Origin of the sequence: Enorma massiliensis phI, from assembly GCF_000311845.1 — a bacterium.
GTDB lineage: Bacteria > Actinomycetota > Coriobacteriia > Coriobacteriales > Coriobacteriaceae > Enorma > Enorma massiliensis.
The window spans coordinates 849956-861935 of sequence record NZ_HE978574.1 but is presented as its reverse complement, the minus strand read 5'-3'; the positions used below and the strand labels follow the sequence as shown (position 1 = coordinate 861935).

The 11980-nt window shown below is 63.2% G+C and carries 12 protein-coding genes; 3 read left to right on the top strand and 9 right to left on the bottom strand.

From position 1 onward, the window contains the following. Window positions 1-83: 83 nt before the first annotated feature. The 3 genes from HGEM_RS03525 to nrdD form a co-directional block, all read right to left on the bottom strand. Window positions 84-620 carry an HD domain-containing protein gene (locus tag HGEM_RS03525; RefSeq protein ID WP_019128029.1) on the bottom strand — a complete coding sequence of 179 codons (537 nt, stop codon included), beginning with the start codon at window positions 618-620 and terminating at the stop codon, window positions 84-86. Between the two features lie 159 nt (window positions 621-779). Then, complete coding sequence (gene nrdG / locus HGEM_RS03520) at window positions 780-1379, bottom strand: anaerobic ribonucleoside-triphosphate reductase activating protein (RefSeq protein WP_019128028.1); 600 nt, start codon at window positions 1377-1379, stop codon at window positions 780-782. A 485-nt stretch (window positions 1380-1864) separates the two neighbouring features. Next, a complete protein-coding gene (gene nrdD, locus HGEM_RS03515) occupies window positions 1865-4087 on the bottom strand; it encodes an anaerobic ribonucleoside-triphosphate reductase (RefSeq protein WP_019128027.1) in 2223 nt (740 codons plus the stop codon). A gap of 394 nt (window positions 4088-4481) precedes the next feature. On the opposite strand from nrdD, the gene HGEM_RS03510 reads away from it, so the two are divergent. Together HGEM_RS03510 and HGEM_RS10595 are read left to right on the top strand one after the other, a co-directional pair. Then, window positions 4482-5261 (top strand): iron-containing alcohol dehydrogenase, encoded by a 780-nt coding sequence (locus HGEM_RS03510; RefSeq protein WP_268257916.1) that lies wholly within the window; start codon window positions 4482-4484, stop codon window positions 5259-5261. Continuing rightward, the gene (locus HGEM_RS10595; protein WP_420834426.1) at window positions 5258-5584 is read left to right on the top strand and encodes a dehydroquinate synthase/iron-containing alcohol dehydrogenase family protein; all 327 of its coding nucleotides are present in this window, start codon (window positions 5258-5260) and stop codon (window positions 5582-5584) included. The genes HGEM_RS03510 and HGEM_RS10595 overlap by 4 nt, the downstream gene beginning before the upstream one ends. Before the next feature lie 176 nt (window positions 5585-5760). Here HGEM_RS10595 and HGEM_RS03505 read toward each other — a convergent pair whose 3' ends face one another. Then, the gene (locus tag HGEM_RS03505) at window positions 5761-6744 is read right to left on the bottom strand and encodes an AEC family transporter (protein ID WP_035100629.1); all 984 of its coding nucleotides are present in this window, start codon (window positions 6742-6744) and stop codon (window positions 5761-5763) included. 362 nt (window positions 6745-7106) lie between these two features. On the opposite strand from HGEM_RS03505, the gene HGEM_RS03500 reads away from it, so the two are divergent. After that, window positions 7107-8285 (top strand): cation diffusion facilitator family transporter, encoded by a 1179-nt coding sequence (locus tag HGEM_RS03500; RefSeq protein ID WP_019128025.1) that lies wholly within the window; start codon window positions 7107-7109, stop codon window positions 8283-8285. A gap of 73 nt (window positions 8286-8358) precedes the next feature. On the opposite strand, the gene HGEM_RS03495 is transcribed toward HGEM_RS03500, so the two are convergent. The 5 genes from HGEM_RS03495 to HGEM_RS03475 form a co-directional block, all read right to left on the bottom strand. Continuing rightward, window positions 8359-8637, bottom strand: coding sequence for a hypothetical protein (locus HGEM_RS03495; protein WP_019128024.1), 279 nt, complete (start codon window positions 8635-8637; stop codon window positions 8359-8361). Window positions 8638-8990: 353 nt separating this feature from the next. Next, window positions 8991-9707: a DUF1700 domain-containing protein gene (locus HGEM_RS03490; protein WP_019128023.1), complete on the bottom strand. Its 717-nt coding sequence runs from the start codon at window positions 9705-9707 to the stop codon at window positions 8991-8993. After that, the gene (locus HGEM_RS03485) at window positions 9700-10056 is read right to left on the bottom strand and encodes a PadR family transcriptional regulator (protein WP_019128022.1); all 357 of its coding nucleotides are present in this window, start codon (window positions 10054-10056) and stop codon (window positions 9700-9702) included. The genes HGEM_RS03490 and HGEM_RS03485 overlap by 8 nt, the downstream gene beginning before the upstream one ends. Before the next feature lie 187 nt (window positions 10057-10243). Then, complete coding sequence (argH, locus tag HGEM_RS03480; protein ID WP_019128021.1) at window positions 10244-11683, bottom strand: argininosuccinate lyase; 1440 nt, start codon at window positions 11681-11683, stop codon at window positions 10244-10246. A gap of 19 nt (window positions 11684-11702) precedes the next feature. After that, entirely contained in the window at window positions 11703-11918 is a 216-nt protein-coding gene (locus HGEM_RS03475) for a hypothetical protein (protein ID WP_019128020.1), read from the bottom strand. Between the last annotated feature and the right edge of the window lie 62 nt (window positions 11919-11980).

Below are 11980 nucleotides of genomic sequence, written 5' to 3'. Positions count from 1 at the left end.
GGAACATAGTTGAAACGAAATCACCCGGTGTCTGTGATTCACATGAAGCAGAATCACCCGGTGTCTACGATTCACGCAGGTATTCAGATGAGTGGCGCGAGGTTCTTCTTGGAATCAGGCCAGGTGCAGGCAGCGCGAACCTCGGCGGGGCAGGCGAAACAGGCGCGTGAGGCCTTGTCCGCTTGGAACAGCAGGCGCTCCAGCTGGCTTGCATCCGGGCGAAGGCGCCGATGCCCGCGAATGGCGAGACACATCTGGTCGACGTCATCGGGGGCAAAGCGCGTGTCAGGCGGCGCGCTCTCCAAGATCTCGCGTGCCAGACGCTCGCCTGCCACCTCATGGGGCTCGCCGTCCGCATACTGCCCGGCTTTGCCCACGTCGTGCAGCAGGGCCGTCGCATACACGACCTCGCGAGAGAATCCCAGCCCCTGTTCCAGATTCAGAATCCGCATGATGCGGGCCGTATCCAGCAGATGCTGTATGCCGTGGCGACAGAATGGCCGGTCGCGCTCGAGCTCTTCCAACCGGGCAAGCTCCCGCTGAAACACCGGGTGTTCCCACACCGCCCGCACGCGGGTCATCTCGTGAAGTCCTATCTTATGGGGGATTGCCTCATCCATACGTCCTCCGTTCGTCGCCAGCTCCATGCTAGCGGGAGAACACGCAAGCGTGAAGAGGCCCGCTTTAGGATGCAAGGACGGAAAGCTGCAACGATGTTCGGGCATTCGATAGTTGGAGCGCTGCATCCAGACGGCACCGCGAGCGCGTTGGCAGGCTCCCTACATGCTGTGCGTCGCGTATACCTGCTCATCCTGCCAGAGCTCGACAGCTTCGGCGAGGGAGCAGCCGCGCTCTGCCGCCGCGGCGCGCGTGGCATTGAGGTCGATGAGGCGCTGGTTGGAAGATCCGCGGAAACGAAGCGAGATGTCATAGAGATCCTGCACAAACGGCCCATCAACAAGAATATCGATGCAGCCGAGCAGGCGCTCCGTCACCGCCGTATGATGCTTGCCGTCTGGCATGAGCTCGTCGAGCGTATCGCCCGTGAAACACCAGATGGTCTTTTCTGGCGAGCCATCCGGTCGCACCTCGCGCGGAAAGCGCTTGCGCACGCGCTCGACGAAGCCGACGAGCCCCTCCTGGTTCTCCGGCTCCATGGGCTCTCCGCCGAGAATGGTCAAGCCCTCGCAGAACGGATGATCCAAGCTCTCGATGATCTCGTCTTCGACCTCCCGCGTGAAAGGCTTGCCGGCAAGGAAGCTCCAAGCGCCGGAATTGAAGCACCCAGGGCACCCGCGACGGCACCCGCTCACGAAGAGCGACGTTCGCACACCCTCGCCGTTGGCGATATCGAAGTATTTAATCTCGGCGTAGTTCATCGCTCCCCCTCCGTCGGGGCGCGGGCATATCATCCCGTGCTCAAACATACTCGAAAGCCTGGCTCCCGCCAGGCTTTCTGCGTAACTGCGCGCGGGATGATATGCCCGCGCCCCAGCGCGCTGACCTGGCCTCGCGGCTGTAGCGAGCGCGGCGGAATCGCTCTCGCAGCTCGTCGCTCCGCCGCAACGCTTTCTCGTTGCAGCCTCTTCTTGCTGCGGTATCGTACCGCCGCAAGCCCTGGCTATACGCTTACAGCCAATACCCCCTACTAACCCACGTCGCCAGTTCAGCATCTTTCCCTGTTGAGCAGACGCTGGACCATCCGGCGGGCCGAGGAGATTCGCCACGCTGCTGCGCCGTCAACGTTGTGGCGGGCTTGCCGGCTTATCGTCCCGCGCGCAGTTTCGCAGGAGCATCGGCTCTGCCGATGCTCCGAGAATGTCTGAGCACGGGACGATATGCCGGCAAGCCCGCCCCGTACCCTTTACAGATGCAGCACGCGGTCGCGAATCTCTTCGGTGCGCCCCTGGTTCCAGAACTGCGTTCCGATGTAGCCGCAGGTGCGCCGCGCCACGTTCATCTTCTCCTGATCGCGGTTATGGCAGTTCGGGCACTCCCAAACGAGCTTGCCATCGTCCTCGACGATACGAATCTCGCCGTCGTAGCCGCACACCTGGCAGTAATCGCTTTTGGTGTTGAGCTCCGCGTACATGATGTTCTCGTAGATGTACTGCATCACGCGGATGACGGCCTTGAGGTTGTCCTGCATGTTGGGAACCTCGACGTAGGAGATGGCGCCACCAGGGCTGAGCGCCTGGAACTCGCTCTCGAACTGGAGCTTATCGAAAGCGTCGATCTCCTCGCTCACGTGCACGTGATAGCTGTTGGTGATATAGCCCTTATCCGTCACGCCGGGGATGATGCCGAAGCGGCGCTGCAGGCACTTTGCGAACTTGTACGTGGTGCTCTCGAGAGGCGTGCCGTAAATGGAATAGTCGATGTCCTCCGCAGCCTTCCATTCAGCGCACTTGTCGTTCATATGCTGCATGACCGAGAGCGCAAAGCCCTTGCCGCGCTCATCGGTATGGCTCGCGCCAGTCATGTACTTCACGCACTCGTAAAGGCCCGCATAGCCAAGCGAGATCGTAGAGTAGCCGCCATAGAGCAGCTTGTCGATGGTCTCGCCTTTATCGAGGCGCGCGAGGGCGCCGTACTGCCACAGAATCGGCGCGGCGTCGGAGAGCGTGCCCTTCAGGCGCTCGTGACGGCAGCGCAGGGCCTTATGGCAGAGCTCCAGGCGCTCATCGAAAATCTCCCAGAACTTCTCGGCATCGCCGCCGGAGGAAAGCGCCACGTCCGGGAGGTTGATGGTCACGACACCCTGGTTGAAGCGACCGTAGTACTTGGGTTTTCCCGGCTCGTAGTTCTTGGCACGGGCAACGTTATCGTAGCCGTTGCCCGAGCGATCCGGCGTGAGGAAGCTGCGGCAACCCATGCAGGTGTAGACGTCGCCCTCGCCCGGCTGCTCACCCTTCGACAATTTGAGTTCGCGCATCTTCTTGGCGGAGATGTAATCGGGCACCATGCGCTTGGCCGTGCACTTGGCAGCAAGCTGCGTGAGGTAGAAGTAGGGGCTCCCCTCGTAGACGTTGTCCTCGTCGAGCACGTAGATGAGCTTGGGGAACGCCGGAGTGATCCACACGCCCTGCTCGTTCTTCACGCCCTCATAGCGCTGGCGGAGCGTCTCCTCGATGATCATGGCGAGGTCGTGCTTCTCGGCCTCGTTGCGGGCTTCGCCGAGATACATGAACACGGTCACGAAGGGCGCCTGGCCGTTCGTGGTCATGAGGGTCACGACCTGATACTGGATGGTCTGCACGCCGCGGCGGATCTCGTCGCGCAGGCGCTCTTCGACCACCTGCGAGACCTTGTCCTCGCTGGCATCGACGCCGAGCTCCGCGAGCTCCGCCTCCACCTGACGGCGAATCTTCTGACGGCTCACCTCGACGAACGGCGCGAGGTGCGTGAGCGAGATGGACTGGCCACCGTACTGGCAGCTCGCCACCTGCGCGATGATCTGCGTGGCGATGTTGCAGGCCGTCGAGAAGCTATGCGGGCGCTCGATGAGCGTGCCGGAGATGACGGTGCCGTTCTGCAGCATGTCCTCGAGGTTCACGAGATCGCAGTTGTGCATGTGCTGGGCGAAATAGTCCGAATCATGGAAGTGGATGAGGCCCTCGTTGTGCGCCCGCACCACGTCCTGCGGCAGCAGCACGCGCTGGGTGAGGTCCTTGGACACCTCGCCCGCCATGTAATCGCGCTGCACGGAGTTCACCGTGGGGTTCTTGTTGGAGTTTTCCTGCTTGACCTCTTCGTTGTTGCATTCGATAAGCGAGAGGATCTTGTCGTCGGTGGTGTTCTTGGTGCGCTTCAAACCCTGCACGTAGCGGTAGATGATGTACTTGCGGGCGACCTCGAACTTATCGAGCTTCATAAGCTCGTCTTCGACCATATCCTGGATCTCTTCGACGGCGACCGTGTGCCCGGCGTTCTCGCACGCCTCCGCCACGTTCTGCGACGCATAGACGACCTGGCGCTCGGTGAGGCGGTCGGATTCCTGCACGTCCTTGTTGGCTGCACGGATGGCGTTCTCGATCTTGGTGATATCGAAAGCGACTTCGACGCCGCTGCGCTTGATGATCTTCATGAGAAACCTTTCTGGTAATGAGCGCTACCTATCTTACGTCAGGTTTTCTCACTACATCGTGTGGAGTTTTGTAGATGGCATACTACATATTGTGTTTATGCAGGTCAGCATAAATGGCCTATTTTCAGGCGCATTACCCACGGCGAACACAGGAACGGGGGTCACAAATTCGCCCAACTCCCCCACCTGCGGTTGCGCTCGCGCGCCCCGTCAACCATTCGTGGATGCCGCTCCACAAGTTGCGGCACCACGATTCGGCGAACGGCAGCTGGCACCTCTTGACCAAGATGTTGTGTTTGACGGATGCGCAGACAACGTCGATGTGTGGCAGCGGGAGCGCGCGGGTACAAGCTGGACAGCGCGCATGGGGCGCGCATTGCGAGAGAGGATTTCCATGGCACGCATCTTCAACAGCCCAAGCAAGTATATCCAAGGTCCCGACGCTCTTGCCGAGCTCGCGAGCCACATCGAACCACTGGGCCAGGCTGCGCTCGCGATCGCCACGAGCACGGGCATCGAGCGCGTCGGCGCGAAGATCGAGGGCGGCTTTGAGCACTCGAGCGCCACAATCACCTTCGAATCGTTCGGCGGAGAGTGCTCGGACACCGAGATCGACCGCATCGCGCAGGCCGCCAAGGCCGCCGGAGCCGATGTCATCGTGGGCGTGGGCGGCGGCAAGGTGCTCGACACCGCCAAGGCCGTAGCGTACAAGCTCGGCGTCCCGGTGGTGGTCTGCCCCACCATCGCCTCCTCCGATGCGCCGTGCAGCGCGCTCTCGGTCATCTACACGGAAGACGGCGTTTTCGATCGCTACCTCTTCCTGCCTGCCAACCCCGATATCGTGCTCATGGATACGACGGTGATCGCAGCCTCACCGGTCCGTCTCACGGTCTCCGGCATGGGCGACGCGCTCGCCACGTACTTCGAGGCGCGCGCCTGCGTTGAGAGCGAGGCCGATACCTGTGCCGGTGGCAAGGCGACGAGCGCCGCGCTCGCTCTGGCCAAGCTCTGCTTCGACACGCTCATGGCAGACGGCGTGAAGGCCAAGGTCGCACTCGAAGCAGGCTGCACCACCCCGCCGTCGAGCGCGTTATCGAGGCGAACACGCTGCTCTCGGGCATCGGCTTCGAGAGCTGCGGCCTCGCAGCGGCGCACGCCATCCACAACGGCATGACGCAGCTGCCCGAAACCCATGCCCGCTATCACGGGGAAAAGGTCGCGTTCGGCACGATCGTGCAGCTCGTGCTCGAGAACGCCCCGACCGAGAAGCTCGAGGAGGTTCTCGGCTTCTGCATGGAGGTAGGACTTCCCACCACGCTCGAAGACCTAGGCGTCGAGGACATCTCGCGCGAGCGGATCATGGCGGTGGCGGAAAGCGCCTGCGCGCCCACGGACACCATGGGCAACATGCCCTTTGCGGTGACGCCGCAGATGGTCTGCGACGCCATCCTCGCCGCCGACGCGCTCGGGCACTACTACCACCTCGACCTCTGCTAGCAGAGCGGAAGAAGCAGAGCGACAAGCTGCCGAGAAACGCGGGCTGCGGGCGCACCGCTCGCAGCCCGCGGGCGCACCGCGGCACAGCCGGACGGGACACGTCGCATCAGAGCCCGCGGCGAAACGAAGCACTGCCGCGCCGGAGCCCAGTTCGGCCGATTGCTATACCGAAGGCGTCACGAGGCTCCGACGAGCATCGTCACGGCGGGAATCGTCAGGACGGAGCCGACCACACTCAGAAAGGTCGCCTGGGCCATGGGCTTGGCGTCTCCGCCCGCCTGCAGGCAGAACAAGACGCCCGCCGTGGCAACGGGCATAGCGTTGTCCAGCACGATCACGGCCCGCAGAAACGGCTCGAGCGGAAAGAGCAGGAGCGCCGCGAAGCTTAGGGCGGGAACGATTAGCAGCCTTCCCGCAGCGGCAATATAGGCGCGCGGGTTGCCGACCATCTCGAGCGGACGGTACCGCGCGATAGAGGAGCCGGTCACGAGCAGCGCGAGCGGCGTGGCGGCCTGCCCGATGATGCCGATCGAATCGCCCGCGACGCCGAGGTCCGTGATGCCGAGAAGCGCCAGCACGAGCACGAGCAGGCTGGCGAAAAACGTCGGGGTCTTCAAGGAGGCGAGCATGGTGCGCAGCCGACGCGCCGGCGAGGGGGCACTACGAGCCGCTAGCGAACCGGCACCGCTGCTCCCCTCGTCTGCACCCTGGGAAAAGAGCGCTGGGCCGATGCCGAACATGGCAATATTCGCCGGGATGAGCGAGATGGCAACGTAGAGCAGGGCCTCGTTCCCAAGAATCGCCGAAATGACCGGCAGCCCAACGAATCCGCAGTTTCCAAAAGCGATGGCAAACCGGTATGAGGGCGCCTCGCCGCGCGGCGCGCGCGTGAAGGCGGTGAGCGCGAACGCGACGGCAAGCCCCACGATGTAGACGACCGCGGTCGCCGCCATCAAACCGACCAACGTTCCGGCGCCGGACAGGTTGGCGTTGCCGTCGATGGACGCGACGATCGAGCACGGAAGCGCGACGTTGAGCACAAGACGGGAAAGGCCGGCATCGAACTGGTCGTCGAGCACGCCGAGCTTGTGCAGGCACCATCCCAATGCGATGGGCACCGAGATTGCGACGATCTGCGACACGACGAACCAGAATTCCACGATTTCCCCCATGCTCTCACTACGGCACACGCTACCGCGGAGCCGGGCGTGCGAACGCGCCCGCCGCTCCATCCTCAAGTCTCTTCGTGCAAGTATAAAGTATGCACCCCCATCGCTGTAAACGCATCTCCCCGCATGGCCTGCCGCGGTTTGATAAGAGCGCCCCGCCGCGGCAGGCGCACCCTCCAAGCGGTCCCGCCCCGCCGCGGCAGGCGCACCCTCCAAGCGGCCCCGGCTCACCCCTCCAGGCGCATCGCCCAAACGATTCCACCCCGTCCGCAACGCCCCCAACGTGCTAGAGTGATGAGCGATTTGCATGAACCGCCGCCGGACGCATCCGGCAAAACGACGAGGAGTTGACCATGACCGAATGGCTGGTACGCCACTTCGTGCGCATGAGCGAGCAGACGGACGATCCTGCCGTGCGCATGCGCTATGGGCAGTTCGCCGGCATCGTGGGCATTATCTGCAACGTCATGCTCTGTCTGGGAAAAGGCGCCATCGGGCTCGTTTCGGGCTCTGTCTCCATCGTGGCGGATGCCGTGAACAACCTCTCGGATGCCGCATCGAACATCGTGAGCCTCCTCGGATTCAAGCTCGCGAGCCGGCCCGCCGACCCTGAGCACCCATACGGCCATGGCCGCTACGAATACCTCGCCGGGCTCGTGGTCGCCGCGCTCGTGCTTGCCATTGGGATCAACCTTGCCTGGAGCTCCGTGCAGAAGATCATCGCACCGAGCCCTACCGAATTCTCCGGAGCGCTCGTGGCCGTACTCGTGCTCTCGATTGCGGTCAAGCTCTGGATGGCCGCCTTCAATCGCTCCATCGGACGCCGCATTAATTCCGACACGCTCGAAGCCACGGCCGTCGACTCCCGCAACGACGTCATAAGCACGGCGGCGGTACTCGCCTGCGCCTGCATCTCGCGGGCGACGGGCGTAGACCTTGACGGATGGGCGGGTCTTTCCGTGGGCGCGTTCATCTGCTGGAGCGGCGTGGGGCTGCTGCGAGACACGGTGAGCCCGCTTCTGGGCCAGGCCCCCAGCCCCGAGCTCGTCGAGCACATTCACGACAAGATCCTCTCCTACCCCGGCGTGCTCGGAACCCACGACCTCATGGTCCACGACTATGGCCCCGGCCGGCAGTTCGCGAGCGCCCATGTCGAGATGGCTGCGGAAGCCGATCCGCTCGAAAGTCACGACCTCATCGACAACATCGAGCAGGATTTCAAGATGGAGGACGGCCTGATCGTGACCCTCCACTACGACCCCATCGTGACCGACGATCCCGAGGTGCGCGACATGCGCCATTGGATTTCGCATGCGGTCGAAGAAATCGATCCGCGCATCACCGTTCACGACCTGCGCTGCGTGCCCGGCCCCACGCACACGAACGTCATTTTCGACTGCGTGCACCCGGCAGGGTCGGCGCTTTCGGCCGACGAGCTGCGTGAACGCGTTGCCCGCCTCGTGCAGGAGCATTACCCGCGCACTATCGCGAAAATCACCGTCGATGAAAGCTACGTGAGCTCTCAGCAGTAGACCCACCCCGCGGCAAGAGGCCCGCCGTGCTTACCGGCAGTAAGTCCATCCTGCGAGAAGAGCCCTGCCGCGCTCAGTGACTTTGGCCGAGGACACCGCTCGTTGCAGCGGCATCATCGATGGAACCGACCCAGAAGGTGCCCCACTCCGCGAGGCGGGAGAGCAAGGGCAGGTCGATATCGGGATCAACCTCGTCGCCGCCGAGCACGATGACGCCGCGCTCATGGTCGATTCCGGTGGAAAACACGTCTGCGTCAAACCCCGACCATACGAAGCCAGCGCCAATCATGCCCAACCCGAGCACCGCCAGCACGAGCGCAACGAAGCACATGGTATTCAATGCCGATTTCATATGTGCATCCTTTCCAATACGGTATCTGTTGCTAGAAACGAGAAGCCTGAGGCCGGGCACCTGGCCGGGTGGACGGTCGAGCACGCAGACAGGCACGATGTGCATGCCTTGGGGAAGAACCAACGGGCGCGCCACGCGCTCTCGGGCGATAATCGGACATTCAAGGGGTTGCCGGGCGATATTCGGACACTCAGGAGCCTCCGAGCGTCCAAATCTCGCCCGAGAACGACGCCGCTGTCCGGATCTCGCCCGAAAACGCCGCGAAAGGGCCGTACCGCGCGCACCAGAAACCCAGCTGCGCGCACCGGCCGCCTAGCCGCGCGTGCCAGCAACCTAGCCATGCGCCCGGCCGCTTAGCCGCGCGCAACGGCCTCGAGCGGGCGCGTAAACTCCTCAGGCGGAATGGGCCTATGGTCTCCTCCGCGCGCTTCGGCCCCTCCGTCGTGATGCGAACCGCCGTGGCCCCCGCGGTCTGCATCGCTATCGCGCCGCTTCACGAAGGGAGACACGGCGCGCCGCACGACCGCGGCCGAAAGCAGCGCCACGCCGCGGGTGAGCTCAAACGCAAGACGCACCAGCAGCAACCCGAGCCCCAGCGCCACCAAGGCAGCGCCGAATTCCACCAGTGTGTAGGGCGCATTTCCCACGATCAAACCGCAGACAGCGAACAGCAAAAAGAGCGGGCATCCCAGCACGAGCAAGACCGCAAGGCCCCAGACCACGGCGACGAAGATCCATACCGTTGCATAAAAAGAGAGCACGGTAATCGCGAGCGCCGCCAAGAGCGCTCCCCAAACGGGAAAGCCCAAGATGACGAGCACCCACAACAGCACGCGGCTCTTGCGACGTGTCTTTGCGACCACGCGCGGAACAGCGGGTAGGTCGTCGAGGATGGCTTCGGCGACCACGCCCGGCGCATCGAGCGTCGAGACCGCCTCCTCCTCACTCAGCCCCTCCTCCATGCGATCGAGGATCATCTCTTCATAAAACGCGAGCGACTCCGCCCGCTGACTCTCGGGCAAGCAGGACAGCAGGCTTTCCAGACGGCTCAGATACTCTGCCTTAGTCATTGCGTTCTCCTTGGTCGCATGCCGCGCCCGGCGCCGCAGCGCCATGGGCAAACTCGATGTAGCGGTAGATGGACATCACGTCCGATTTCTCGGCAAGAAACTCCTCGATGCGCGCCGCGCCCGCGGGCGTGACGCGGTAGTACTTGCGAAGGCGGCCGTTGTGCTCGGCGGAGCGCACGGTAATGCATCCGGCGGACTCCAGCCGCTTGAGCAGGGGATACAGCGTTGACTCGGTAAGGCCGAGCAGCGGTGGAACATCTTTGACGATCTGGTAGCCATAGGACTCGCGCCGTTCCAGCGTAGCGAGCACGCACGTTTCCAAGAAACCGCGCTTGAGCTGAGCGTCCATCTATACCTCCTTTCAACCGATACTATGCGTTATATAGTATAGGTTGACACACGGTATAGCAAGTTCATTTCAAACGCAGCAAGGCGATATGCGCACCGGAGGACCGGGGCAATCAAAGAGAAGCGCCCCTCCGCCAGAATGACGAAGAGGCGCTCGGCTAGTTGGAAAGCTTAGGGAAAGGCGCGGGTCAGAGCGAGCATGTCGCAGGCGCACCCATGGGGATGACGGGAGAAAGCAGCTTGACGGCGTTCTCATCCACAAGGTAGCGGGCACGGGCGCGCCGCAGCTGCTCGGCAACCGCAACGGGAGCCGTCCCGCCCTCGGTCGTGCGGGCAGCCACGATGGCGTCGAGATCGAGCGCTTTCGTGATGTCGCGTCCGAAGAGATCGCTCGCCTCCTTGAACGTCTCAAAGGGAAGCTCGGAGATGTCGCACCCCTGTTTTTCGGCCTCAAGCACCAGGTGGCCCACCACCGCATGCGCCTCGCGGAACGGCATCCCGTGCTTCGCGAGGTAATCGGCAACATCGGTCGCAGCCAGGTGCCCTCGGTGCATCACGGAGCGCATGCGGTCCGCATTCACGGTCCAGGTGCTCACCATACCGGTCATGACGGCAAGGCACTGGGCAAGGGTCTTCGCCGCATCGAGCGCCCCCTCTTTGTCTTCCTGCATGTCCTTGTTGTACGCAAGGGGAAGCCCCTTGCACGTCATCAAGAGCTGCACGAGGTCGCCCACCACGCGGCCCGTCTTGCCTCGAATGAGCTCGGCAAAATCCGGGTTCTTCTTCTGCGGCATGATCGAGGAGCCAGTTGAATACGCATCCGAGAGCGTGATGAAGCCGAACTCCTGGCTGCTCCAAAGCACGATTTCCTCGGAGAGCCGCGAGAGGTGCACCGCCATCACAGAGCAGGCGTACTCGAGGTCGAGCAGAAAGTCGCGATCGGACACGGCATCGAGCGAGTTCTCGATCACGCCTGCGAAGCCGAGAAGCCCTGCGGTCATGCGCCGGTCGAGCGGATAGGTGGTCCCGGCGAGCGCCGCAGCGCCCAGGGGCAAAAGGTCCGCGGCATCGAAGGCGGCGGAGAGCCTGGTGAAGTCGCGGCCGAGCATCCATACATAGGCGAGCAGATGATGCGAGAGGAGCACCGGCTGCGCGTGCTGCAGGTGCGTCATGCCCGGCAGCACCGTGTCGCCCGCCTTCTCAGCGGCATCGAGCAGCGCCGCGCGGAGCCCCAGATTCGCCTCCATGAGGTCCTTGGCGAGCGCCTTCGCAGCGAGACGCGTGTCGGTGGCAACCTGGTCGTTTCGAGACCGGCCGGTGTGTAGCCGTCCGCCCGCAGCACCGATGCGCCGCGTGAGCTCACTTTCGATCGCCATGTGTATGTCCTCGTCGGCGATATCAAAGACGAAAGTACCCGCATCGATATCCGCCTCAATGGCCTTAAGCCCTTCGCAGATGGCATCGGCGTCTTCTTGGCCGATGATGCCCTGCGCCGCGAGCATCGTCGCGTGCGCAATCGAACCGGCGATATCCTGCTTATACAACGCCTTATCTACCGGCAGCGACGCACCGAATTCCTGCGTCACCGGGGCGGCAGCCTCCTCGAATCGGCCGCTCCACAGCGCCATGTGCCAACCTCCGAATCTACTAGCAGGCCAGCTGCGCCACGAGCGCATGCGGGCCGAGCTCCTGCGTCCACGCCTTGAGCGAATAGCACGCACCAAGCGAAAGCGCGGGCTCTTCGCTGCCATCGCATAGCCCGGCGACAAGAGCCCTCGGCCCCTTATGCGCCCGCTCGGTCCATGCGAGCAATGAGGCGGGAACCTCATGCGCCTTCTTCGTATCAATCATCACACCGTACATGGTAGTTCTCCCGGTAACACTTGGAATCATCATCAATGTGAACCGCCCGAACCGGCGCGCCA